We start from the raw sequence: 24,170 nt of genomic DNA on the forward strand, positions 1-24,170 counted from the left end.
CCAGAGTGATGCCCGGTTCCGCTGCGAGCGGGCCGACCGGGCAGCGACGATGGGGCTTCGACGACCGCGCACGACCACCGGAAGCGAGGCGGGAACCCCGTGGAGCAGAGCACCTCGGACCTCAATGTCGCCTGGCGAGGCGTCGTCGACGACCTGCAGCCCAACCAGCGCGCCTGGCTCCGCGCCAGCGAGCCGGTCACGCTGCACGAGAGCACCGCGATCATCGCGGTGCCCAACGACTTCACCCGAACCCAGCTCGAGGGCCGGCTGCGTGGCCAGCTCGAGGACGCGCTGACCGTCGCGTTCGGCCGCGAGATCCGGATCGCGGTCACGGTCAATGCGCAGCTCGACGAGCAGGCCCACGTCGAGAGCGCACCCGAACCTGTCGACACAGTGACAAGTCGAGAGATCGACATGTCGACAAATGTGGTCGAGCCGCCCGTCCCGATCCAGCAGCCCCGCCCGACGGCCGATCCGGTCGACTCGCTCCCGCGCCCGACGGCCCTCGAGACCCGGCTCAACCCCAAGTACACCTTCGAGACCTTCGTCATCGGCTCGTCCAACCGGTTCCCGCACGCCGCGGCCGTCGCCGTCGCCGAGGCCCCGGGCAAGGCGTACAACCCGCTGCTCGTCTACGGCGACTCCGGGCTGGGCAAGACCCACCTGCTCCACGCGATCGGCCACTACGTGCGCAGCCTCTACAGCGGGGCCAAGGTGCGCTACGTGTCGAGCGAGGAGTTCACCAACGAGTTCATCAACGCGATCCGCGACGACCGGCAGGACCGGTTCAAGCGCCGGTACCGCGATGTCGACGTGCTGCTGATCGACGACATCCAGTTCCTGGAGGGGAAGACCCAGACCCAGGAGGAGTTCTTCCACACCTTCAACACGCTCCACAACGCCAACAAGCAGATCGTGCTCACCTCCGACCGCGCGCCCAAGCGCCTCGAGGCGCTCGAGGACCGGCTGCGCAACCGCTTCGAGTGGGGGCTGATCACCGACGTCCAGCCCCCGGACCTCGAGACCCGCATCGCGATCCTGCGCAAGAAGGCGGCGATGGACCGGCTGACCGCGCCGCCGGACGTGCTGGAGTTCATCGCCTCCAAGATCCAGACCAACATCCGCGAGCTCGAGGGGGCGCTGATCCGGGTCACGGCCTTCGCCAACCTCAACCGCCAGGAGGTCGACATGACCCTGGCCGAGATCGTGCTGAAGGACCTGATCCCCGAGGGCGGTGAGCCCGAGATCACCGCGGCGCTCATCATCGCCCAGACCGCGGCCTACTTCGGCCTCGCGATCGAGGAGCTCACCGGCCCCAGCCGCGGCCGGCACCTGGTGATGGCGCGCCAGATCGCGATGTACCTGTGCCGCGAGCTCACCGACCTCTCGCTGCCCAAGATCGGCGCCCAGTTCGGCAACCGCGACCACACGACCGTGATGTACGCCGACCGCAAGATCAACCAGCTGCTCGCCGAGCGCCGCGCGGTCTTCAACCAGGTCTCCGAGCTCACCAACCGGATCAAGCTGCAGGCCCGCCAGTCCTGATCCGACCAGATTCCGTCGAAATGGCTCACCAGAAACGAATCTGGGGGCCCTGAGCCCCCCGCGACGCCCGGCACCATGCCGGGCGTCGCTCTCATTTCGGTTTCTGACGAGCCATTTTTCGTCCTCGAACGACTTCCCCGGCCCTGTGGAGGAAATGTGCGTCGGGAGGGTCGCTCTCGGGAGTGGCTGTGGAGAACTGAGCCGGCGAACTCGACGGCCGTCGCCCGATCCACATGAACGTGTCATTCGTACCCTGCCGACTGCACACCCCCTGTGCACGGAAATTCGGCCGCTGACCTGCACGAACGGGAGTTCTCCACAGTTTCCACCAATGCTGTGACTCCCACGTACCTCCAGACAGATCGATCCTCCGTAAACATCCATTCGGGCCCCGACCTGGGGACAAACCCCCGGCCCGACCCGCTCCGACACTTCCTCCGAACGGGGCAAACCACACCGAACCTCCCGCGCGACGTCGGCGCATGGCAGGATTCACCTCCCAGACCTGGCCCCCACGACGCACCGCGTTGTGATTCACCGACCCGAAGGAACACTCACCGTGAAGTTCCGCGTCGATCGCGACGTGCTCGCCGATGCCGTTGCCTGGGCTGCCCGCAGCCTCCCGGTCCGTCCGAGCGTGCCGGTGCTGGCCGGACTGCTCATCGATGCCAGTGACGAGGGTCTCGTCCTGTCGACCTTCGACTACGAGACCTCCGCCCGGGCGACCCTCAAGGCCGAGGTCAGCGACGAGGGCCGGGCCCTGGTCAGCGGCCGCCTGCTCGCCGACATCTGCCGCAGCCTGCCCGCCAAGCCGGTCGAGATGGTGCTGGACGGCTCCCGCGTCTCGCTGACCTGCGGCTCCGCCCGGTTCAGCCTGCAGACGATGCCGGTCGACGACTACCCCACGCTTCCCGAGATGCCGGCCGCCACGGGCACGGTGCAGAGCGACCAGTTCGCCCATGCCGTTGCCCAGGCCGTGACCGCGGCCGGCCGCGACGACATGCTCCCGGTGCTGACCGGTGTCCGCATCGAGATCGAGGGCTCGACCATCTCGCTGCTCGCCACCGACCGCTTCCGGCTCTCCCACCGTGAGCTCGGCTGGGACCCGCGGACCCCCGACGAGTCCCTGGCTGCGCTGGTGCCCGCCAAGGTCCTCGGTGACACCGCCAAGTCGCTCACCGCCGGCAGCGAGGTGACCATCGCCCTGGCCGCCTCCGGCACCGGCGAGGGCATCATCGGCTTCGAGGGCGCCGCGCCCGGCGGCGTACGACGCACCACGACCCGCCTCCTCGACGGCGAGTTCCCCAAGGTGCGCAGCCTCTTCCCCCACGAGCACCAGACCGTCGCCAAGGTCGACAAGGCGGCGCTCATCGAGTCGGTCAAGCGCGTCTCGCTCGTGGCCGAGCGCAACACCGCGGTCCAGCTTGCCTTCAGCGACGGGGTGCTGACGCTCGACGCCGGATCGGGCGACGAGGCGCAGGCCTCGGAGTCGATCGAGGCGACCATCGACGGCGAGGACATCACCACGGGCTTCAACCCGCAGTTCCTGCTCGACGGCCTCGGCGCGATCGACCAGCCCGTGGTGGAGCTCGCGTTCACGCAGGCCTCGAAGCCCGTGGTGCTCAGCGGCTCGGTGGGTGACGACGCCGAGGCGTCGCCGTTCCGCTACCTGCTGATGCCGCGGCGCCTGCTCTCCTGAGCGCCGCCCGGCATCCCGCCTGGCGGCGTTCTCGTCGCTCGACGGCCAAACCCGGGCCGCCTTCGCTCCTCGGCCTTGCCAGACGGGCGCCGACCGCCGCTCACCATCGACCCTTAGGCTCTTCGCATGGAACTTGGACTTGTTGGGCTCGGCAAGATGGGCGGGAACATGCGCACCCGCCTGCGCGAGGCCGGGCACACCGTCGTGGGGTACGACCGCAACGCGGACGTGGCCGACGTCGCCAGCCTGGAGGAGATGGTGGCGCAGCTGCCCTCGCCCCGGGTGGTGTGGGTCATGGTCCCGGCCGGCGACCCGACGCGCGAGACCATCGCGGCGCTCGGCGACCTGCTCGGCGAGGGTGACCTCGTCGTCGACGGCGGCAACTCCCGCTGGACCGACGACCAGGCGAACGCCGAGCTGCTCTCGGGCAAGGGTGTCGGCTTCGTCGACTGCGGCGTCTCCGGCGGGGTCTGGGGCCTGAAGAACGGCTACGCGCTCATGTGCGGCGGCTCCGACGAGGACGTCGCCAAGGTCCAGCCGGCCTTCGACGCGCTCAAGCCCGAGGGCGACTCCGGCTTCGTCCACGCCGGCACGGCGCCGGGCGCCGGCCACTTCGCCAAGATGGTCCACAACGGCATCGAGTACGCCATCATGCAGGCCTACGCGGAGGGCTTCGAGCTGCTCGAGAAGGTCGACCTGGTCGACAACGTCGTGGACGTCTTCGACTCCTGGCGCGAGGGCACCGTCATCCGCTCCTGGCTCCTCGACCTCCTCGTCGCCGCGCTGCGCGAGGACACCCACCTCGACAAGCTCGCCGGCTACGCCGAGGACTCCGGTGAGGGCCGCTGGACCGTCGAGGCCGCGATCGACAACGCCGTCCCGCTCAACGTGATCACCGCGTCGCTCTTCGCGCGCTTCGCCTCGCGCCAGGACGAGAGCCCCGCCATGAAGGCGATCGCCGCCATGCGCAACCAGTTCGGCGGCCACGCGACCCGCACCGCGCCGCCGGCCGGCGGCGACGCGGGCGCCGGCGACTCCCCGGGTGACTAGGGGAGCTCGTTGTACGTCTCCCACCTCGTCCTGCACGACTTCCGTTCGTACGCCGCCGCCGACGTCCGGCTCGAGCCGGGTGTCACCGCGTTCATCGGTCGCAACGGGCAGGGCAAGACCAACCTGGTGGAGGCGATCGACTACCTCTCCCGGCTCTCCTCGCACCGGGTCGCGACCGATGCGCCGCTGGTCCGGGCCGGTGCCGAGCAGGCCGTGGTGCGCGCCGCGGTCGTCCGGGACGGACGTACGGCGGTGCTCGAGGTGGAGCTCAACCCCGGCCGCTCGAACCGGGCCCGGGTCAACAAGTCGCCGCTCCCCCGCGCCCGCGAGCTGGTCGGCCTGGTGCGGACAGTGGTGTTCTCCCCCGAGGACCTCACCCTGGTCAAGGGTGACCCCTCGGACCGGCGCCGCTTCCTCGACGACCTGCTGGTGCTGCGCTCCCCCCGCCTCGCCGGCGTCCGCGCGGACTACGACCGCGTGCTGCGGCAGCGGAACTCGCTGCTGAAGACGGCCGGCGCCGCCCGCCGCGGCAGCTCGTCACAGGAGTCGGCGCTCGCCACGCTCGGGGTGTGGGACGCCCACCTGGCCCGCACCGGCGCGGAGCTGCTCGGCGAGCGGCTCGCGCTGACCGAGGCCCTGCGTCCCTACGTCGGCAAGGCCTACGAGACCGTGGCCCGGGGCGCCTCGCGCGACGACGCCGAGATCGCCTACAAGCCGTCCTTCGAGCTGCCCTCCCCCGGCGAGCACGGGGCACCGGACCGCGCGAGGCTCACCGACGCGCTGCTCGCCGAGGTGGAGCGGCGCCGCGGCGACGAGCTCGACCGCGGCGTCTCGCTGGTGGGGCCGCACCGCGACGACCTGGTGCTCACCCTGGGCCAGGGGGCCGCGGAGACCGGGGGCACCCGGCTGCCGGTCAAGGGCTACGCCTCGCACGGTGAGTCGTGGTCCTTCGCGCTCGCGCTGCGACTGGCGTCGTACGACCTGCTCCGGGCCGACGGGGACGACCCCATCCTCATCCTCGACGACGTGTTCGCCGAGCTGGACAGCGAACGCCGGGCCCAGCTCGCCGACCTGGTCGCCGGGGCCGAGCAGGTGCTGGTCACCGCGGCGGTGGGGGCCGACGTGCCGCCGGCGCTGGCGGGGGCGCGCTTCGTGGTCGCGAACGGCGAGGTCCGCAGGGCAGCCGACGATGAGCGGTGACTCCGAGCTCCCCGACTCCCCCGGCGAGAGGGTGCTGCCCGAGACGGCCCCGGACGAGCCGGCCGCCGACCAGGCCGAAGCCGACCAGGCCGAAGCCGACCGGGCCGACCTCGACCACCACGACGACGGCCTGGACCTCGCCCGGGCGCTGACCCGGGCGACCGCGCGGGCGGGCGGGCTGCCCGCCCGCGGCCGAAGCGGCAAGCGGCCCCGGCGGCCGACGTCGTCGCGGGTGTCCGGCGCGCACCCCGACGACAGGGACCCGCAGCTGCTCGACAGCGTGGTGAACAGGCTGGTCGACGACCACGGCTGGGACGTCGACCTGCGCGTCCACGGCGTCTTCGGCCGCTGGCAGGAGCTGGTCGGCGCGGACGTGGCGCAGCACTGCACGCCCGAGTCGTTCGCCGACGGCAAGCTCGTGGTGCGCACCGACTCCACGGCGTGGGCCACCCAGCTGCGCCTGCTCGCTCCCACGATCGTGCGCCGCCTCAACCAGGAGCTCGGGCACGGAACCGTGGCCCTGATCGACGTGCTCGGGCCGCACCTGCCCACGTGGAAGAAGGGCCCCCGCTCGGCCCGGGACGGGCGCGGCCCCCGGGACACCTACGGCTGAGGTCGCCCGCTCGCCGACCCGTCTCCGAGGCGTCGCCACGAGACGATCTGGGAGCCCCGTCGATGTATGGGGACCCATCCGCACCCCTCCACGGGCGCATGAGAGGCCCTCACGAGCCGCTCAGGGGCATCTTTTGCCCGCCGTCACCCCCAGCCTGAGGGTCGGTACGTGGCATAAGGCGCTGTGGCCGGTATCATGGCTCAAGGGTCGCCGGCTCCTTCGCTGCGGCGGCCTTCTGTGTGTCATCGCCACCTGCGCACCGCGCGGGATGGCCATTCGTGAAGAGGTGTGTGTGACCGACGAACAGCACGTCGAGAGCCCCGTCGAGGACGGGACCGAGAGCACCGTCGAAGCAGCAACCGACGCTCCCGTCCCCCCAGCACTCCGGGGCACCGCACCCCCCGACGGCACGTCGTACGACGCCTCCGCGATCCAGGTCCTCGAGGGCCTCGAGGCGGTCCGCAAGCGTCCCGGCATGTACATCGGCTCGACCGGTGTGCGCGGCCTGCACCACCTGATCTGGGAGATCGTGGACAACGCGGTCGACGAGGCGCTGGCCGGCTACTGCGACCGGATCGTGGTCACCCTGCAGGCCGACGGTGCGATCCGCGTCGAGGACAACGGCCGCGGCATCCCGACCGACACCGCGCCCGGGCAGGAGATGCCCGCGGTGACGATGGCGCTGACGATGCTGCACGCCGGCGGCAAGTTCGGTGGCGGCGGCTACAAGGTGTCCGGCGGCCTGCACGGCGTCGGTGTCTCGGTGGTGAACGCCCTGTCGAGCCACCTCATCGTCGAGGTCAAGAACCGCGGCCACCTGTGGCGCCAGAGCTTCACCATCGGCGTCCCCGACGGCGACCTCGAGCAGGTCCGCCCGATGGAGCCCGACGAGCGCACCGGCACCACGGTCACCTACTGGGCCTCCCCCGAGATCTTCGAGACGACCGAGTACTCCCTCGAGACGATCACCAGCCGGTTCCGCGAGTACGCCTTCCTCAACAAGGGCCTCGAGATCGTCGTGCGCGACGAGCGGCCCGAGGCGGAAGAGGTGCTCGAGGCCGTCCAGGACGACACCATCGCCGACGAGGTCGACCAGGCCGGCGCCGACGCGATCCGCAAGGGCGAGGCCGGAGGCCTCGAGCGCGTGTTCAAGTACGACCGCGGCCTCGTCGACTACGTGGAGCACCTCAACCGGCGCAAGCAGGTCGCCAACCCCTCGATCATCGCGTTCGAGGCCGAGACGCCCGACTCGGTGGAGAACCACATGAGCCTCGAGGTGGCCATGCAGTGGAACACCACCTTCTCGGAGTCGGTGCACACCTTCGCCAACACGATCAACACCCACGAGGGCGGCACCCACGAGGAGGGCTTCCGCGCGGCCCTGACCGGACTGGTCAACAACTGGGGCTTCGAGTGGGGCCTGATGAAGAAGCCCGAGGACCGCGTCTCGGGTGACGACATCCGCGAGGGCCTGACCGCGATCATCTCGGTCAAGCTCGGCGAGCCCCAGTTCGAGGGGCAGACCAAGACCAAGCTCGGCAACACCGAGGCCAAGGGCTTCGTGCAGCGGATCATGAACGACCAGCTCGGCGACTGGTTCGAGAAGAACCCCGCCGAGGGACGCGACATCGTCCGCAAGTCGCAGGCCGCGGCCCAGGCCCGGCTCGCGGCCCGCAAGGCCCGCGACCTGGCCCGCAACCGCAAGGGCCTGCTCGGTGGCGGTGGACTGCCCGGCAAGCTGTCGGACTGCCAGTCGACCAACCCGGGCGAGTGCGAGGTCTTCATCGTCGAGGGCGACTCGGCCGGCGGCTCGGCCCGGCAGGGCCGCGACCCGCGGGTCCAGGCGATCCTGCCGATCCGCGGCAAGATCCTCAACGTCGAGAAGGCCCGCATCGACAAGGTCCTGGGCAACCAGGAGGTGCAGGCGATCATCTCGGCGCTCGGCACGGGCATCCAGGAGGAGTTCAACCTGGACAAGCTGCGCTATCACAAGGTCGTGCTGATGGCCGACGCCGACGTCGACGGCCACCACATCAACACCCTGCTGCTGACGCTCCTGTTCCGGTTCATGAAGCCGCTGATCGAGCACGGCTACGTCTACATGGCCCAGCCGCCCCTCTACCGGATCCGCTGGAACAAGCCGGCCGAGCACGAGTTCGTCTACTCCGACGCGGAGCGCGACGCACTGATGCGCGACGGGCTCGAGCAGGGCAAGAAGCTGCCCAAGGAGAACCCGGTCCAGCGCTACAAGGGTCTGGGCGAGATGAACGCCGAGGAGCTGTGGGAGACGACGATGAACCCCCAGCAGCGCCTGATGCTCCAGGTGACCCTCGACGACGCGGCCCAGGCGGACGAGGTGTTCTCGATCCTCATGGGCGAGGACGTCGAGCAGCGCCGCTCGTTCATCCAGCGCAACGCCAAGGACGTGCGATTCCTCGATATCTAGGTGTCTAGCGAAATTCCTAGATTCGAGTAGAACCCACCAGAGAGCCTGAGAGAAGCCCAGAGACGTGACTGAGACCCCCACGGACAACACCGGCGGCACCGGCGACGGCCCGGGCGGCCGTATCGAGCCCATCGAGCTGCAGACCTCGATGCAGCGGGCCTACATCGACTACGCGATGGCGGTCATCGTCGGGCGCGCGCTGCCCGACGTGCGCGACGGCCTCAAGCCCGTGCACCGCCGGGTGCTCTACGCCATGTACGACGGCGGGTACCGCCCCGACCGCGGCTTCTCCAAGTGCTCGCGCGTCGTCGGTGACGTGATGGGTCAGTACCACCCCCACGGCGACTCGGCGATCTACGACACCCTGGTCCGCCTGGCGCAGCCGTGGGTGATGCGGGCCCCGCTGATCCACGGCCAGGGGAACTTCGGCTCGCCGGGCAACGACTCCGCTGCCGCCATGCGGTACACCGAGTGCCGGATGGCGCCGCTGGCGCTGGAGATGGTCCGCGACATCGAGCAGGACACCGTCGACTTCCAGCCCAACTACGACGGTCGCTCGCAGGAGCCGACGGTGCTGCCGTCGCGCTACCCCAACCTGCTGGTCAACGGCTCGGCCGGCATCGCGGTCGGCATGGCCACCAACATCCCGCCGCACAACCTGCGCGAGGTCGCCGAGGGCGCCACCTGGGCGCTCGAGCACCCCGACGCCAGCCGCGAGGAGCTTCAGGACGCGCTGGTCGAGCGCATCAAGGGCCCCGACTTCCCCAACGGCGCGATGATCGTCGGCCGCCAGGGCATCGAGCAGGCCTACCGCACCGGACGTGGCTCGGTCACCCAGCGCGCGGTGATCGAGATCGACGAGGACAACAAGGGCCGCACCTGCCTGGTGATCTCCGAGCTGCCCTACATGGTCAACCCGGACAACCTGGCGCTGAAGATCGCCGAGCTCGCCGACTCCGGCAAGGTCCAGGGCATCGCCGACGTCCGCGACGACTCCTCCGGCCGGACCGGCCAGCGCCTCGTCGTGGTGCTCCGCCGCGACGCCGTCGCCCGGGTCGTCCTCAACAACCTGCTCAAGCACACCGAGCTGCAGACCAACTTCAGCGCCAACATGCTGGCCCTGGTCGACGGCGTGCCGCGCACCCTGACCATCGACCAGTTCATCTCCAACTGGGTCACCCACCAGATCGAGGTCATCCAGCGTCGTACCCGCTTCCGCCTCGCCGAGGCCGAGCGTCGCGCCCACGTCCTGCGCGGCCTGGTCAAGGCGCTCGACGCCCTCGACGAGGTCATCGCGCTGATCCGCCGCTCCCCCGAGGTCGACGACGCCCGCCGCGGGCTGATCGAGCTGCTCGAGATCGACGAGATCCAGGCCAACGCGATCCTCGACATGCAGCTGCGCCGCCTGGCCGCCCTCGAGCGCCAGAAGATCGTGGACCAGCTCGCCGAGATCGAGCTCGAGATCGCCGACCTGCAGGACATCCTGGCCAACCAGTCGCGCCAGCGTCAGATCATCGCCGACGAGCTCTCCGCCGTCGTCGAGAAGTACGGCGACGACCGCCGCACCCAGATCATCGCGGCCGACGGGGACCTCTCCATGGAGGACCTGATCCCCGACGAGGACCTGGTCGTCTCGATCACCCGCGGCGGCTACGCCAAGCGGACCCGCGCCGACCAGTACCGCACCCAGAAGCGTGGCGGCAAGGGCGTCCGCGGAGCCACGCTGCGCGGCGACGACGTCGTCGAGCACTTCATCTCCACGACCAACCACCACTGGCTGCTGTTCTTCACCACCGCCGGCCGGGTCTACCGCACCAAGGCCTACAACCTGCCGGAGGCCTCGCGCGACGCGAAGGGCGGCCACGTCGCCGGGCTGCTCAGCTTCCAGCCGGACGAGAACATCGCCCAGGTGCTCGCGATCCGCGACTACGACCAGGCGCCGTACCTCGTGCTGGCCACCCGTAGCGGGCTGGTGAAGAAGACCCGCCTCGGCGACTACAACAGCCCCCGCCAGGCCGGCGTCATCGCGATCAACTTCCGCGAGGACGACGACGAGCTGATCGGCGCCGAGCTGGTCAACGCCGAGGACGACATCCTGCTGGTCTCCCGCAAGGGCCAGGCGATCCGTTTCCGCGCCGACGACAGCCAGCTGCGTCCGATGGGCCGGGCCACGTCGGGCGTCTCGGGGATGAAGTTCCGCGACGGCGACTCACTCCTCTCGCTCTCGGTCATCCGGGCCGAGCAGGTGGCGGCCGAGGAGGCCGCCGAGGCGCGTGCCCAGGCTGCGGGCGAGTCGACCGCTCCGGGCGACCTGCCGGACGTCAAGGAGCAGTACGTCTTCACCATCACCGACGGTGGCTTCGCCAAGCGCACCCGGATCTCGGAGTACCGGCTCCAGTCCCGCGGCGGGCTCGGCATCAAGGCCATGTCGCTGGCCAACGAGGGCCGCGGTGGCCTGGTCGGCGCGTTCATCGTCGAGGAGGGTGACGAGATCCTCTCGATCACCCAGGCCGGGCAGGTCGTGCGCAGCCCGATCAACGAGCACTTCCGGGCCACCGGGCGCTCCACGATGGGTGTGAAGTTCGTGACGCCGAAGTCCGGCGACGCGGTCGCCGTCGTGGCCCGATCGGTCGAAGCACGCGACGAGGAGGAGGTCGCCGAGGCGGCCGAGGAATCGGCGCATGTGGACGCGGATGCAACAATCGACGGGTCCGCCTCCGAGACCACCGGGGCCGAGACGACCGGCTCCGAGACTGATGCCCCCGACGAGACTGGGGAGAGTGAGGACTGATGACGGAACGACCCGTCGAGCGAACCTCCACCCGCACTGCCCGTGAACGGCCCCGCGACGAGGGGACCGCGGCCCGGACTCCCATCGGCGAGCGGATCTCGGCCAAGCTGGGCAACGCGGCCGACGAGCACCGCGCCAATGCCAACCCCGACTCGCGCGCCGCGGTCAAGAAGGCCGCGGCCGGCGGGCGTCCCCCGCGTCGGGCACGGCTGCGGCTGAGCCGGGTCGACCCGTGGTCGGTGATGAAGACTGCGTTCCTGCTCTCGATCGCCTTCGGTGTCGTGACGGTCGTGTCGGTGCTGATGGTCTGGTCGGTGCTCGGCGCCGCCGGCGTCTGGGACTCGATCAACCAGACCGTCCAGGACGTCGTCGGCGGCCAGGACTCCTCGGGCTTCGACGTGCAGAACTACCTCGGCACCTCGCGGGTCCTCGGCTTCACGATGGTCGTGGCGGTCGTCGACGTGCTGCTGCTCACGGCGATCGCGACGCTGGGAGCGTTCCTCTACAACATGGCCGCGGCGCTGCTCGGCGGCATCGAGGTCACCCTCGCGGAGGACGAGCGCTGAGGTCCCCGGCGCCCTTCGCGGGGGTGCTGATCCCGTTTTGTCCGGCCGCTTCGCCGTGGGGTAATGTCCCCCTCGGTCGCTGGCCGACCACCCCCCTGGCGCAGGCTCTGCCTGGTCCAGACCCGGGCCTATAGCTCAGACGGTTAGAGCGCTTCCCTGATAAGGAAGAGGTCACAGGTTCAAGTCCTGTTAGGCCCACCAGCACAGCTCGACGCACCGCGCCTGCCGACCCGGGCAGGCGGCCCCGAGATCGTGGGAGTCACCATGAAGAAGCTGATCCTGATCCTGCTCGCGGCCGCCGGTGCCGTGATCGCCAAGAAGAAGATCGACGAGGGCCGCTCCGAGCAGGCCCTGTGGGCAGAGGCCACCGACAACGTCGAGCGCAGCTGACCTTCTCCTCACCGGTGGTCGAGCCGCGCGCTAGACCACCCCAGGGGGCCTTGGCGCAATTGGTAGCGCACCTGCTTTGCAAGCAGGGGGTTAGGGGTTCGAGTCCCCTAGGCTCCACTCTTCGTCTCGCCGTGTCGGCGGGGCCTTGGCGCAATTGGTAGCGGCTCTGCCGTTCCTGGGCTTTGCAAGCATGGGTCAGGGGTTCGAGTCCCCTAGGCTCCACTCCTTCCGCCGACGCCCTCCACGGTTCTGGCCGCACATCCGAAGTTCGACTCCCGGTGGGGTTCGATGACCAGTAGCCTCCTCCCCCGGTGCACACGCGGGACGAGGGAGGTACGTGCAGTGCAGGTGGTGACGAGCGCCGATCGACCGGACCTGGAGGACGAGGTCCGCGAGGCGTTCCGGGAGCGGTGGCCGGAGTTCATCTTCCACGGGGAGGCGGGTCCGGAATACCTCCCCCGCGTCTCGGAGTACTTCGGACACTTCGACATCCTGCTCCTCGACGAGGGCACGGTGGCCGCGGGTGGCTGGGGCGTCCCGTTCGCGTGGTCCGGCGACTTCGACGACCTCCCGGACGGCTACGACGGAGCGCTCGCACGGTCCGTGGCCGACCACGAGGCCGGACGACTCCCGTCCGCGCTGAGCTTCATGGCGGCCGCCGTGGCCCCGGCGTACGACAAGCAGGGTCTGGCCCAGCAGGTCCTCGCCGCCCTCGTGGCTCGCGCCGAGGAGCAGGGCATCGGCCAGGTGGTGGCGCCGCTGCGACCGACCTGGAAGCACCGCTACCCGCTGGCCACGATGGCCGACTACGCCACCTGGGTGCGCGAGGACGGCCTGTCGATCGACCCGTGGATCCGCACCCACCAGCGCATGGGCGCCGCCGTGCTCGGGCCGGCGACCCGGTCGATGGTCATCAGCGGCACGGTCGCGGAGTGGGAGTCGTGGGCCGACATGGTCTTCCCGGTCAGCGGCCGCTACGTGGTGCCTGACGCGCTCAACACGATCACGGTCGACCGCGACGCGGACCGGGCGACGTACGTCGAGGAGAACCTGTGGGTCCGGCACCGCTGACCTGCCGCTAGCCGCCGTCACCGCCTTGGCACAATCGCCGCCATGTCTCCTCGCTCGGCCGGGCTCGTGCTCGGCGCGCTGCTCACGCTGACGGTGTCGGCGTGCGACGAGGTGCCGCCGCCGCAGGCCGAGCCGACGCAGCCGCCCGCGCGGCTGGCCGGCAACCCGTCGTACGACGCGCAACAGGAGCCGGCACGTGCGGTGCTGCCGCTGGTCCCGGCGACCGCGACGACGCTGAGCGTCACCGACCTCGACGAGGTGCGCCGCCAGCTCGGGGTGCCCGACCTCACCAGCGGGGACCTGATGACCGATCGCGCGGCCTTCTGGGAGGAGGCCGCGACGCAGGCCCCGCTGCTGACCGACGGGATGCTGCGGGCGAACGGGTCCGAGCTGATGCTGGACCACGGCTTCACCGAGGACGACGTGGACTGGGAGGCACACTTCACCGGTCCGGACGGCAACGGCTACGTGCTGGCCTTCCGGCCCGACCAGGACATGGACGCGGTGGCGGCCGCGGTGGCGGCGGGCGCGGGGCCGCTGGCGGGTGCGACCGTGCTGCGCGGGCCGCACCTGGTCGTCTCGGGGACGGCTGACGACGGCGCGTCGAGCTGGGCGACCGACCCGGCGGTCGTGCCACTGGTGGGTGTGCCCGCCGAGGCGACCTACGTCCATCGAGGCTGCGTCCCGCTGGCCGACGCGCTCGGCCCCGACGCGACCGCAGAGGACCAGGACCGGGTGCTCGCGCACCAGGACGTCACCGACCTCGACGAGCTCGACGCCTTCGCGGTGTCCTTCGGCGACCACCTCGCCACGGTGCGGATGGGGCGGAACCGCACCGACCTCTTCGACCGGCTGCAGCTGGGCGAGCACTGGCCGGGTGGCAGCCCGTCGTTCGGCGACGGGTTCGGCGGTGCGGTGGGCGACCCGACCACCGGCCGCATCGGGTACGACGTGCCCCGGCCGGCCGTGGCCGCGGGGCTGACCCTCACCGAGACGCTGCCGTTCGCGGTGTGCAACGAGGTCTCGCCGATCCCCCGGCCCACCGGGCTCTGACCAGCGCTGAGCGGGACCCAGCGCCCGGGCCCAGCGCTCGGGCTCAGTCCCCGACGAGGGCGGCGAGCTCCGTGGCGTCGTGGGCGCTGAACACGGTGACCTCACCGGCGAGTGCGGCCACCAGCTCGCGCAGCCGCTCCTGGTTGTGGCGGCGCTGCAGGTCGTCGACGGCCATCAGCCGCTGGAAGGCGCGCAGCCCGGGCGGCGTGGAGACCGGCGTGGCCAGGTCTCCGGTGTGGAAGTAGGAGTCGCCGGCGTGGAGCAGCCAGTGGCCGTCGGGGCGGCGCACGGCCACGCCGCAGTGGCCGCGAGTGTGGCCGTGCAGCGGGACGAGCAGCACGTCGTCGTCGAGCGCGGTCACCGCCTTGAAGCCGAACCACGAGTCCCCCGCCACCCCGTGCCGCTGCCAGCGCGGGCCGTGTGCCCACTGAGCCGCCACGTAGCGGGGCCGCTCGCGCAGGTGCGGCGCCCGGGCGGCGTCCAGCTCGGCGCCGAGGACGTGAACCCGAGCGCGTGGGAAGTCCCCGATGCCGCCTGCGTGGTCGAGGTCGAGGTGGGTGAGCACGATGTCGGTGACGTCGTCGACCCGGTGGCCGCGGGCCAGGACCTGGGCCCGGGCGGTCTCGGCCGGGTCGAGCGCCGGCCGCACCGCGGCGCGGAACGGCCGCCCCAGCCGGGCGGGGTCCGCGACGTCGCGGGTGCCGAAGCCGGTGTCGACGAGCAGCAACCCGTCACCGCGCTCGACCAGCAGGCAGTGCGCCACCAGCCGACTCGGCAGGACCCGGCCGCCGATCGTGCCGGCCGGCCGCATCGTCGCGCAGTTGAGGTGGTGGACGGTCACGAGGCGACGCTGCCGGGCCCGTCGACCTCCGTCGCGTGCAGCCGCTTGACCGTCGGGGACGTCTGCACGGCAGCCGGGTCGGGGTAGGTCCCGAAGAGCCGGTCGGCGGTGCCGGCGCTCGTCACGGTGAACCAGTAGTGCTCGTTCTTGTAGTGGTGGAGCCGGTGGTTGCGCCACACCGAGCGGTACCACCGCGAGCGCGGCCGGTAGTCGCTGTGGACGAGGTAGTGGGTCCACTCATAGCCGATCTTGACGGTGTAGACCGAGACCAGCAGCGTCAGGGCGCTCGCCCGGGTCGGCATCGCGAGCAGCGCGACCGCGACGTACGCCGGCAGCAGCCAGACCAGCGCCTTCCAGGGGATGAAGACCAGCGGCAGGTCCCGCGGGTCGGCGTGGTGCGCGCGGTGCTCGCGGGCCAGCAGCGAGTCGAGCGTGACCGGCCCCAGCGAGCGCGGCCTCCAGTGCAGGATCGCGACGTGGATGCACCACTCGATCACCGGGAAGAGCGCCACCAGCGCGGTGGGGATCACGAGCTCCCACCACGAGCCGCCGCCGACCAGGACGCGGGCGAGGACCGAGCCGAGGAGGAACGCGGAGATCATCCACGGGCTCGGGTGCTTCCAGAACTCCCGCCAGGCCGCGCCCAGCGACAGCGACTGGCGGCGCCGGGCCTGGCCGACGATGCGGTCCTCGTCGGCGGCCAGTCGCTGGGCGGCGAGCCGCTCGACCTCGGGGGACGGCTTGGTCATGGTCACTCCTCGCTGTTCTCGAGCGCCTTCAGCGCGGTGAGCAGGCTGGTGGTCGCGGGGCGCAGCACCCGCTCGGCGGCCGCGCGGGCCGTGTCGGGGTCGCCCTCGCCGATCGCGGCGGTCAGGACCCGGTAGGCGCCCACCTGACCGACCTCCTCGGCCATCAGCGGGGCGAGCGCCTCCAGGGCCGGCTCGTAGGCCGCCCGCAGGCTGTTGAACATCAGCCGGAAGGTGAGCGAGTCGGCCCCGTCGACGACCACGTCCCAGTAGGCGAGGGCGTGGACCTGGCGCTCCACGTCGTCCTCGGTGCCGGCCAGCGCCTCGACGGCGGCGGTCAGCGCGGCCACGAGGGCGGGTCCGCCGCGCTCCGCGGCGAGGGCGGCCACGCCCGGGCCGACGACCAGGCGCGCCTCGAGGATGCTGCGGGCCACCGCGGCGTCCAGTCCCCCGCCGCGCAGCAGGAGGCGAGGCAGCAGGTCGAGCCCGGCGTGCCGGCGGAAGTCGCGCACCGTCGTCGAGCCGCCGTGGCGGACCTCGACCAGCCGGGTCTGGGCCATCCGCTGGAGGGCCTCGCGGACCGCGGGCCGGGAGACGCCGAGGACCTCGGCCAGGCGGCGTTCGCTCGGCAGTGCCTCGCCGGCCTCGAGGCCGCCGTCCACCACCTCGGCGAGGACCTGGTCGAACACCTCGTCGGGGACCGAACGAGGGGAGACGGGCTGCAGGGGCATGCCGTCGACGCTAGGTCGCCCATATTCTGGTGGTCAAGTGGTATGACCAGTAGCCGAGACAGGTCGCCCGCGGGGTGGGCGGCGGGGCGGCGTTCGTAGACTGGAGCGCGTGCCCGCCCTGCTCGCTCCGCGCTACTGGGGCATGCACCTCCTGGCCCTCGTGCTCACCGCGGCCGCCATCGGCCTCGGGGTGTGGCAGTACGACGCCTGGCAGTCCCGCCGCGCGGCCGAGGCCCAGGACCTGACCCAGGTGGAACCGGTGCCGCTGACGTCGGTGATGGGGTCGGACGCGCCCTTCCCGGGCAACAAGGTCGGCCAGCCGGTCATCCTGGACGGCACCTGGGTGCCCTCCGGGACGGTGTTCGTCTCCGGTCGTGAGCACGACGGCCACCGGGGCTACTGGGTCGTCACCCCGCTCGCGATCTCGAGCCCCGGCGACCCGGCCATCCCGGTCGTCCGCGGGTGGGTGGACCACCCCTCGGACGCACCCGCGGCCCCCACCGGCCGGGCGAAGCTCGTCGGCTGGCTGCAGCCCCCCGAGGGCACCGGCGAGGTCGACGGCAACCCGAACGACGACGTCCTGCCGCAGCTGCGGACTGCCGACATCATCCAGCACGTCGACCAGGACCTGTACGGCGCGTACGCGGTGGTCGCCGACAAGGTCGCCCCCGGCTCGTGGCCGGTCGGGAACCGCGCCACCAACGACGGCACCACCGGCCTGGTGCACGCCGACCTCCAGCAGCTGCCCGACGTCGGCCAGTTCACCGCCGTGCGCAACCTGCTCTACGCGATCGAGTGGTGGTTCTTCGCGGCGTTCGCGCTCTTCGTGTGGATCCGCTGGATCCGGGACGAGACCGACCGGCTGGAGGCCGAGGTCGACGAGACCCACGCCACGCCCGCGGTGGGCCCCGCGGGAGAGCCCGCCGGCACCGCTGTGGACGGCCAGTAGCGTGGGGCAGGTGAAGAACCTGTTCAACGTCTACCGCGTGCTGGCCATCCTCGTGGGCATCCTGCTCACCATCCTGGTCTTCGTCGGCCTGCCCCTGAAGTACTTCACCACCGACGGGACCTCCCTGCAGCACACCGGGGAGACCATCACCACGGTCGTCGGGATCGCGCACGGCTGGCTCTACATGGCCTACGTCGTCACCGCCTTCTTCCTCTCCCGCCGGGCCCGGTGGTCGCTCGGCTTCACCCTGCTGGCGCTGGCCGCGGGCCTGATCCCGATCCTGATCTTCTGGGTCGAGCACCGGGTCACCCAGAAGGTGCGCGCCGAGCACCCCGAGCTGGACCCGTCGCACCCGACCGGCTCGACCGTCGAGAGCGTGTAGTCCGTGACGACCGCGTTCGTGCTGGGGGGCGGGGGTGTCCTCGGCGCGGTCGAGGTCGGCATGCTGCGGGCCCTCTTCGAGCGCGGGGTGGTCCCGGACCTGGTGCTCGGCACCAGCGTGGGGGCGCTCAACGGTGCGATGGTGGCCCGCGACCCGTCCCTGGCGGTGATCGACCGGCTCACCGACCTGTGGCGCGGCGCCAGCCGCTCGGGCCAGGAGGTGTACGGCGACCGCGCGCTGCGCACCGTGCGCCGTGCGGTGTCGACCGGCACCCACATCTACTCCGCGAAGCCGCTGAAGAAGCGGCTGGTCGAGGAGTTCGGCGACATCACCTTCGAGGAGCTGCCGGTCCGGTTCCAGGTGTGCGCGGCCTCGATCGAGCGGGCCGCCGAGCACTGGTTCGACTCCGGCCCGGTCGTGGACGCCGTGGTCGCGAGCGCCGCCGTACCGGGCCTGCTGCCGCCGGCGAAGGTGGGCGACGAGCACTACCTCGACGGCGGCATCGTGAACTCCGTGCCGGTGGGCCGGGCGGTCCGGCTGGGCGCAACCCGCATCTTCGTGCTCCAGGTCGGTCGCATCGACCGGCCGCTGAGCGTGCCGCGGCGCCCGTGGGAGGTGGCCCGGGTGTCCTTCGAGATCGCCCGGCGGCACCGGTTCGTCCGCGAGATGGCCGAGCTACCCGAGGGCGTCGAGGCGCACGTGCTCCCGGCGCGCGGCACCTCCAGCCGTGACGACACGCTGCTCGGGAGCCGGGACTTCGGCACCGTCCAGCTCCGGATCGACCAGACCTACGAGGCGTCGCTGGCCTACCTCGGGGAGCACCTCGCGTCCCCCGACCCGCGATGAGCGAGCAAGGCGGATGACCAGGCTGCTGCGCCGGGTCGTCCTCGCGCCGCTCGTCGTGCTGCTGACGGTGCTGCTCTGGGTCACCTTCCCGCTGTGGCTGATCGCGGCGGCGGCGCTGTCCCCGGTGCTGCCCGGGCGCTGGCGGGCGTTGCGCCTGCTCTGGGTCTTCATCCTCTACCTGACCTGCGAGGCGGTCCTGCTGGTCGTGCTGCTCGGCCTGTGGCTCGCCTCCGGCTTCGGCTGGCGGATCAGGACGCCGTACTTCGAGGGAATCCACTACGACCTGGTCCAGGGCGTGACGTGGGTGTTCTTCCGGGAGGCGCGGCGGGTGCTGCGGCTGCGGATCGTGACCGACGGGCCGGCGCCCGACGCCCACCCGGGGATCCCGCTGCTGGTCTGTTGCCGGCACGCCGGGCCGGGCGACTCCTTCACGCTGATCTACGCGCTGATGCACTGGTACTCCCGCGAGCCGCGGGTGGTGCTCAAGGACACGCTGGCGTGGGACCCGGCCATCGACGTGCTGCTGAGCCGCATCCCGGCCCGCTTCATCTCCACCAACCCCGGGCCCGGGGAGGACCTGGAGTCGCACATCGCGGCGCTGGCCTCAGGCCTCGACGAGAACGACGCGTTCGTGATCTTCCCCGAGGGCGGGAACTTCACCCCGGCACGCCGGCAGCGGGCGATCGACCGGCTGCGGCGGCTCGGGATGGAGCGGATGGCGCGGCGGGCCGAGAGGATGTCCAACGTGCTGGCGCCCCGGCCGGGGGGCTTCCTCGCGGCCCTGGACGCCGCGCCCGACGCCGACGTCGTGCTGGTGGCGCACACGGGGCTGGACCACCTCAGCACGGTGGCGGACCTGTGGCGCGAGCTGCCGATGGACAAGCAGATCATCATGCGCTGGTGGCAGGTGCCGCGGGCCGACATCCCAGAGGGGCGCGAGGCCCGGATCGACTGGCTCTACGCGTGGTGGGAGCGGATCGACACCTGGGTGGAGCAGAACCGGCCGGAGGATCTCTCCTCCGGCCGGTCCGGGAGCTGACTGGGCTGGAAGGCCGAGCCGGGCTCAGGCCTTGTCGTTGCCCTCGGCGTCCTCGTCGAGCGTGACCACCTCGGCCGGGTCGTCCGGCGTGGTGACCGCGTGCGGCGCCTCGGCCTGGTCGGCGATCGCCTCGTCGGGCGACGAGCCGCCCGAGTCCTCGTCGCTCGTGGCGCCGGCCATCGGCGCGGCGGGCGTGGGCGGGGTGGTGGTCGTGGGCGCGGGCGTCGGCACGTAGGACGACTGCCAGTTGTCGCTGCTGCTGCCACCCTGGAGCTTCTTGGCCACGAACCCGAGCACGGCCGCGATCCCGCCGATGAGGACGAGCTTCTTGAGCTTGCTGCCCTTCTTCTTCTGCTGGGCGGCGTTGATCTCGGCGGCCTTGGCGGCGGCCAGGTCGGCCTTCTCGGAGGCGAAGCTCGCCCCCTGGGCGACCTTCTCGGTGGCGATGGCGGCGCCCGCCACGACCACCGGGACGGCCTTCTCGCGAGCGTCGGCGAGGTAGGGGGCTGCCTTCCCACGGGCGTCGGCGATGACCGGCCCGGCCTTCTCCCGGGCCCCGTTGATCACCGGAGCGGCCTTCTCGCGGGCATCGGCCAGGTAGGGGGCGGCCTTCTCGCGGGCATCGGCGAGGTAGGGGGCCGCCTTCTCACGGGCGTCCGCGAGGGCCGGGCCGGCCTTCTCGCGCGCCTCGACGAGCAGCGGCACGGCACGATCCTTGGCTTCGAGCGCCGCGGCCATGGCGGTCTCGGCAGCTGACTCGAGCTGCGGCCGGACCGTGTCGACGTACTCGGAGGCTTGATCGATGAGCGACTTCTTCTTGCGCAGGCCCATGGGCGTGACACTTCCTTCTCGTCGTGTGGCTTCCATTCGATCATGTCTCACCCGACCCAGCCACCGCCCGGGCGTCGTGCCGGGACATCTTGCGACGCGTGAAAGGATCGGGGACGCACAGACAGCATCGACGTGCACGTCGTACCCCAAAACGTGAGAGGCAGTCATGGCTGACCAGCAGGCCATCTTGAAGACCAACAAGGGCGACATCACCGTCAACCTTTTCCCCGACCACGCGCCGGAGACGGTGGCCAACTTCACCGGACTGGCCGAGGGCACGAAGTCGTACGACGCCGGGAACGGCAGGACCGGTCCCTTCTACGACGGCCTCGGGTTCCACCGCGTGATCGAGGGCTTCATGATCCAGGGCGGGTGCCCGCTCGGCACCGGCACCGGCGGCCCGGGCTACACCTTCAAGGACGAGCCGCACCCCGAGCTGACCTTCGACAAGCCCTACCTGCTGGCGATGGCGAACGCCGGGCCGGGCACCAACGGGTCGCAGTTCTTCATCACCGTGGGCGCCACCACGTGGCTGAACTTCAAGCACACGATCTTCGGCGAGGTCGCCGACCAGTCCTCGCGCGACATCGTGGACGCGATCGCCACGACCGCCACCGGCCCCGGTGACCGCCCGCTCGAGCCGGTCGTCATCGAGCACGTCGAGGTCGTGCGCTCCTGAGCGAGCAGCAGAGTCCGTCGACCGGGGTGCCGACCTGCTACCGGCACCCCGGTCGCGAGACCTACATCCGTTGCCAGCGCTGCGACCGGGCGATCTGCCCGGACTGCATGCGTGACGCCGCCGTGGGCTTCCAGTGCCCCACGTGCGTCGCCGAGGGTGCGAAGACCACCCGGACCGGGCGCACGGCGTACGGCGGGCTCCGGCCCGGCAACGCCGGCATCACCTCGATGGTGCTGATCGCCATCAACGTCGGCGTCTGGCTGATGGTGGTCGCCACCGGCGGGTCGGCCAGCCGCCTCGTCGACCTCCTCGCCCTGCGACCCAAGGGGCTCTGCCTGACCTCGAGGGGCGGTTTCGACGTCCCGCAGGCGGCCTGCAGCGGCAATGCGACCTGGCTGCCCGGGGTCAGCGACGGCGCCTGGTGGCAGCTGATGACCAGCGCCTTCACCCATGTCGAGATCTGGCACATCGGCTTCAACATGCTGGCCCTGTGGATCCTGGGCCCGCAGCTGGAGCTGGTGATCGGGCGGACCCGGTTCCTGGCCCTCTACCTGCTCTCCGCGCTCGCGGGCTCGGCGCTCGTCTACTGGGCCACCTTCGAGTACCAGTCCACCCTGGGAGCCTCCGGGGCGATCTTCGGGCTGATGGGGGCCCTGCTGGTGGTCGCGCTGAAGGTGCGGTCGAACCCCCAGCAGATCCTGATGTGGATCGGCATCAACTTCGTGTTCACGGCCATCGGCCGGGGCTCCATCTCCTGGCAGGGCCACCTCGGGGGCTTCCTCGGCGGCGTGCTCATCGCCCTGGTCCTGGTCTACGCACCCCGCAACCACCGGACTCTGTGGCAGTCCGTCGGCCTCGGCGCGATCACCGTCGCCATCGTGGTGTCGATCGTCGTCCGCACCGCCGTCCTCAACGCCTGACGACGACTCGTCGCTCGTCCACAGCTGTGGACCAGCGGGCCGTGGGTTGTTCACAGGCGGAAGACGGCGTCGAGCCCCGCTTTCCACAGGCTGGGGATGCGGTAAGGGCTCTTGTCCACAGCCCACGGACGCCGATCCCCTCGGCCGGCCGCGTCCCGCCTGAGGGAGCCTTCCCCAATTGTGGGTACGCCGGATTCCCGGAGGTGTGGAAGCCCGTCACAGTGGGGATGGTTGTGCACAATTGTGGAATCACCTGTGGAGAACTACATCGGTGTAGTTCTCCACATGGTTATCCCCAGATGTGCACAAACGCCGGCCCTCCGGAGGTGGAGAACCGGCGCTCGCGAGACGTCGCCGCATGACGGTCGACGCACGGTGCGGTCGGGGAGCGACCGACCGGGTCACTCCCAGCGCGTGGCGTAGGTGAAGCCGACGGCCATGAAGCCGATGCCGACGAAGAGGTTCTTCTGGGCCAGGTCGTTGAAGACCGGCAGGCGGCTCACGTCGTTGCTGATGACGTAGAACGTGCAGATCCACAGCAGGCCGATCAGGAAGCAGCCCAGCATGCCGACCACGACGCCGCGGCCGCGGCCGAGCGGGGTCGAGGGGTGGGCCGCGATGATGAGGCCCGCGAAGATCGCGCCGAAGCCGATCAGGTAGTTCCAGTTGCCGAGGTCGGCCATGAACTTCGGGCTCCCGGCCTTCGGCGCGGGCAGCACGGTCGGGTCGACCCGCACGACGCTGTAGTAATAGGCCATCCAGGCGATGCCGACGGCGACAAGCACTATGGCGAGCACGAACCGCACCGAGAACACCGGCCCGCGGGTCGGGTTGAGAAAGTCCGGCTGCTTCGCCTTCTGCTTGGACACGAGACTGCTCCTCGGTGGTGGGCCCGACCGGGGCCCTTGAGTTCGACACGTGGCCGTGACGCGTTCGTCACAGGTCGCGGGCTACCTTAGTCGCCGTGACCCCTGGATCCCACGCGAGGCCCACCGAGGACGGTCCCGCGCGACCCGAGAGGCCCCGCCGGCGGTGGGGTGCCTGGCGCGTGGGCACGCCGCTGGTGGTGCTCCTCTGCGGGGGGCTCTTCGTGGTCAGCGCCCACAACAGCCAGGGGACCGACCTCCGGCCGGGCCGCTACACCGACCTGGCGTCGCTGGTCGGCAGCGAGGCGCGGGACTACGGCGCCCTCCAGGCGCAGGTCAAGAGCCTCAACGCCGACATCGCCACCCTGACGAGCTCGGTCAACGACAGCGAGGTGCAGCGCTACCAGCGCCGCGTCGCCAAGCTCGAGGACCCCGCCGGCCTGGTGCCGCGCACGGGTCCGGGTGTCACCGTCACGCTCTCCGACGCCCCCGCCGACGTCATCAACAACACCACCCGCGACCTGAACTACCTCGTCGTCCACCAGCAGGACATCCAGGCGGTCGTCAACGCCATGTGGGAGGCGGGCGCGACCGCGGTGACCGTGCAGGGCCAGCGGATCGTCAGCACCACGGGCATCAAGTGCGAGGGCAACGCCGTCCAGCTCCAGGGCGTGCCCTACTCCCAGCCCTACCGGATCTCGGCGGTCGGCGACCAGACCGCGCTGCTCAACGCGATCGCCGGCGACCGCTACCTGCAGGTCTACCGGGAGCAGGCCGCCGACCCGAGCATCTCGGTCGGCTGGGACCTCCAGCTCGAGGACAGCATCACCGCGCCGGCGTACGACGGCCTGCTGGACCTCAACTACGCCAAGCCCCTGAAATGACGGCTCCTGAAGTGACAGCCCTGGACTGACCC

General features: G+C 71.0%; 23 protein-coding genes and 3 tRNA genes. 21 read left to right on the plus strand and 5 right to left on the minus strand.

Features of this window, described 5'->3' with window-relative positions:
- Nucleotides 1-99 precede the first annotated feature (99 nt).
- The 14 genes from dnaA to H0S67_RS00065 all read left to right on the plus strand — a co-directional run bounded on the left by dnaA (nucleotide 100) and on the right by H0S67_RS00065 (nucleotide 14,424).
- Nucleotides 100-1,545: a chromosomal replication initiator protein DnaA gene (gene dnaA / locus H0S67_RS00005; RefSeq protein WP_180934934.1), complete on the plus strand. Its 1,446-nt coding sequence runs from the start codon at nucleotides 100-102 to the stop codon at nucleotides 1,543-1,545.
- 559 nt (nucleotides 1,546-2,104) lie between these two features.
- Nucleotides 2,105-3,244, plus strand: coding sequence for a DNA polymerase III subunit beta (dnaN, locus tag H0S67_RS00010; protein WP_180934935.1), 1,140 nt, complete (start codon nucleotides 2,105-2,107; stop codon nucleotides 3,242-3,244).
- Between the two features lie 126 nt (nucleotides 3,245-3,370).
- Entirely contained in the window at nucleotides 3,371-4,294 is a 924-nt protein-coding gene (gene gnd, locus H0S67_RS00015; RefSeq protein WP_180934936.1) for a phosphogluconate dehydrogenase (NAD(+)-dependent, decarboxylating), read from the plus strand.
- A gap of 9 nt (nucleotides 4,295-4,303) precedes the next feature.
- Entirely contained in the window at nucleotides 4,304-5,494 is a 1,191-nt protein-coding gene (gene recF / locus H0S67_RS00020) for a DNA replication/repair protein RecF (protein WP_180934937.1), read from the plus strand.
- Nucleotides 5,484-6,107, plus strand: a complete 624-nt coding sequence (locus H0S67_RS00025) for a DciA family protein (RefSeq protein ID WP_180934938.1) — start codon at nucleotides 5,484-5,486, stop codon at nucleotides 6,105-6,107. Before recF ends, H0S67_RS00025 begins: the two co-directional genes overlap by 11 nt.
- A 268-nt stretch (nucleotides 6,108-6,375) precedes the next feature.
- Entirely contained in the window at nucleotides 6,376-8,553 is a 2,178-nt protein-coding gene (gene gyrB / locus H0S67_RS00030; RefSeq protein WP_180934939.1) for a DNA topoisomerase (ATP-hydrolyzing) subunit B, read from the plus strand.
- A 64-nt stretch (nucleotides 8,554-8,617) separates the two neighbouring features.
- Nucleotides 8,618-11,344, plus strand: a complete 2,727-nt coding sequence (gene gyrA, locus H0S67_RS00035; protein ID WP_180934940.1) for a DNA gyrase subunit A — start codon at nucleotides 8,618-8,620, stop codon at nucleotides 11,342-11,344.
- Nucleotides 11,344-11,910, plus strand: coding sequence for a DUF3566 domain-containing protein (locus H0S67_RS00040; RefSeq protein ID WP_180934941.1), 567 nt, complete (start codon nucleotides 11,344-11,346; stop codon nucleotides 11,908-11,910). Before gyrA ends, H0S67_RS00040 begins: the two co-directional genes overlap by 1 nt.
- A 124-nt stretch (nucleotides 11,911-12,034) precedes the next feature.
- Nucleotides 12,035-12,111 (plus strand) — tRNA-Ile (locus H0S67_RS00045).
- Nucleotides 12,112-12,174: 63 nt separating this feature from the next.
- Nucleotides 12,175-12,300, plus strand: a complete 126-nt coding sequence (locus H0S67_RS22945) for a DLW-39 family protein (RefSeq protein ID WP_219635400.1) — start codon at nucleotides 12,175-12,177, stop codon at nucleotides 12,298-12,300.
- A 44-nt stretch (nucleotides 12,301-12,344) separates the two neighbouring features.
- Nucleotides 12,345-12,417, plus strand: a tRNA-Ala gene (locus H0S67_RS00050).
- 22 nt (nucleotides 12,418-12,439) lie between these two features.
- Nucleotides 12,440-12,522: transfer RNA gene (locus H0S67_RS00055), tRNA-Ala, on the plus strand.
- Between the two features lie 129 nt (nucleotides 12,523-12,651).
- Entirely contained in the window at nucleotides 12,652-13,371 is a 720-nt protein-coding gene (locus H0S67_RS00060) for a hypothetical protein (RefSeq protein ID WP_219635401.1), read from the plus strand.
- A gap of 42 nt (nucleotides 13,372-13,413) precedes the next feature.
- Complete coding sequence (locus H0S67_RS00065) at nucleotides 13,414-14,424, plus strand: hypothetical protein (RefSeq protein WP_180934943.1); 1,011 nt, start codon at nucleotides 13,414-13,416, stop codon at nucleotides 14,422-14,424.
- 43 nt (nucleotides 14,425-14,467) lie between these two features.
- On the opposite strand, the gene H0S67_RS00070 is transcribed toward H0S67_RS00065, so the two are convergent.
- Genes H0S67_RS00070 through H0S67_RS00080 form a run of 3 tightly spaced genes read right to left on the minus strand, consistent with a single transcriptional unit; the run spans nucleotide 14,468 to nucleotide 16,742 of the window.
- Nucleotides 14,468-15,265, minus strand: a complete 798-nt coding sequence (locus H0S67_RS00070) for an MBL fold metallo-hydrolase (RefSeq protein ID WP_180934944.1) — start codon at nucleotides 15,263-15,265, stop codon at nucleotides 14,468-14,470.
- A complete protein-coding gene (locus H0S67_RS00075; protein WP_180934945.1) occupies nucleotides 15,262-16,014 on the minus strand; it encodes a sterol desaturase family protein in 753 nt (250 codons plus the stop codon). The genes H0S67_RS00070 and H0S67_RS00075 overlap by 4 nt, the downstream gene beginning before the upstream one ends.
- Before the next feature lie 2 nt (nucleotides 16,015-16,016).
- Complete coding sequence (locus H0S67_RS00080; RefSeq protein ID WP_180934946.1) at nucleotides 16,017-16,742, minus strand: FadR/GntR family transcriptional regulator; 726 nt, start codon at nucleotides 16,740-16,742, stop codon at nucleotides 16,017-16,019.
- Nucleotides 16,743-16,851: 109 nt separating this feature from the next.
- Between H0S67_RS00080 and H0S67_RS00085 the strand changes: the two genes are divergently transcribed.
- The 4 genes from H0S67_RS00085 to H0S67_RS00100 are packed head-to-tail and all read left to right on the plus strand — an operon-like array spanning nucleotide 16,852 to nucleotide 19,958.
- Complete coding sequence (locus H0S67_RS00085; RefSeq protein WP_180934947.1) at nucleotides 16,852-17,691, plus strand: SURF1 family protein; 840 nt, start codon at nucleotides 16,852-16,854, stop codon at nucleotides 17,689-17,691.
- Between the two features lie 10 nt (nucleotides 17,692-17,701).
- Complete coding sequence (locus H0S67_RS00090; protein WP_180934948.1) at nucleotides 17,702-18,073, plus strand: DUF3817 domain-containing protein; 372 nt, start codon at nucleotides 17,702-17,704, stop codon at nucleotides 18,071-18,073.
- Between the two features lie 3 nt (nucleotides 18,074-18,076).
- Nucleotides 18,077-18,919: a patatin-like phospholipase family protein gene (locus H0S67_RS00095; protein ID WP_180934949.1), complete on the plus strand. Its 843-nt coding sequence runs from the start codon at nucleotides 18,077-18,079 to the stop codon at nucleotides 18,917-18,919.
- Between the two features lie 13 nt (nucleotides 18,920-18,932).
- Nucleotides 18,933-19,958, plus strand: a complete 1,026-nt coding sequence (locus tag H0S67_RS00100; RefSeq protein ID WP_180934950.1) for a 1-acyl-sn-glycerol-3-phosphate acyltransferase — start codon at nucleotides 18,933-18,935, stop codon at nucleotides 19,956-19,958.
- A 24-nt stretch (nucleotides 19,959-19,982) separates the two neighbouring features.
- Here the strand turns inward: H0S67_RS00100 and H0S67_RS00105 are convergent, their stop codons facing one another.
- Nucleotides 19,983-20,789 carry a hypothetical protein gene (locus tag H0S67_RS00105; RefSeq protein ID WP_180934951.1) on the minus strand — a complete coding sequence of 269 codons (807 nt, stop codon included), beginning with the start codon at nucleotides 20,787-20,789 and terminating at the stop codon, nucleotides 19,983-19,985.
- Between the two features lie 166 nt (nucleotides 20,790-20,955).
- Here H0S67_RS00105 and H0S67_RS00110 point away from each other — a divergent pair, with 166 nt between their 5' ends.
- Both H0S67_RS00110 and H0S67_RS00115 read left to right on the plus strand, forming a co-directional pair.
- Nucleotides 20,956-21,468: a peptidylprolyl isomerase gene (locus tag H0S67_RS00110; RefSeq protein WP_180934952.1), complete on the plus strand. Its 513-nt coding sequence runs from the start codon at nucleotides 20,956-20,958 to the stop codon at nucleotides 21,466-21,468.
- A 107-nt stretch (nucleotides 21,469-21,575) separates the two neighbouring features.
- Entirely contained in the window at nucleotides 21,576-22,388 is an 813-nt protein-coding gene (locus tag H0S67_RS00115; protein WP_246354989.1) for a rhomboid family intramembrane serine protease, read from the plus strand.
- Between the two features lie 401 nt (nucleotides 22,389-22,789).
- Here H0S67_RS00115 and H0S67_RS00120 read toward each other — a convergent pair whose 3' ends face one another.
- Nucleotides 22,790-23,257: a cell division protein CrgA gene (locus tag H0S67_RS00120; RefSeq protein ID WP_180934953.1), complete on the minus strand. Its 468-nt coding sequence runs from the start codon at nucleotides 23,255-23,257 to the stop codon at nucleotides 22,790-22,792.
- Nucleotides 23,258-23,436: 179 nt separating this feature from the next.
- Here H0S67_RS00120 and H0S67_RS00125 point away from each other — a divergent pair, with 179 nt between their 5' ends.
- Complete coding sequence (locus tag H0S67_RS00125) at nucleotides 23,437-24,138, plus strand: DUF881 domain-containing protein (RefSeq protein WP_246354990.1); 702 nt, start codon at nucleotides 23,437-23,439, stop codon at nucleotides 24,136-24,138.
- Nucleotides 24,139-24,170: the final 32 nt, after the last annotated feature.

This window comes from Nocardioides ungokensis (genome assembly GCF_013466985.1).
Lineage (GTDB): Bacteria > Actinomycetota > Actinomycetes > Propionibacteriales > Nocardioidaceae > Nocardioides > Nocardioides ungokensis.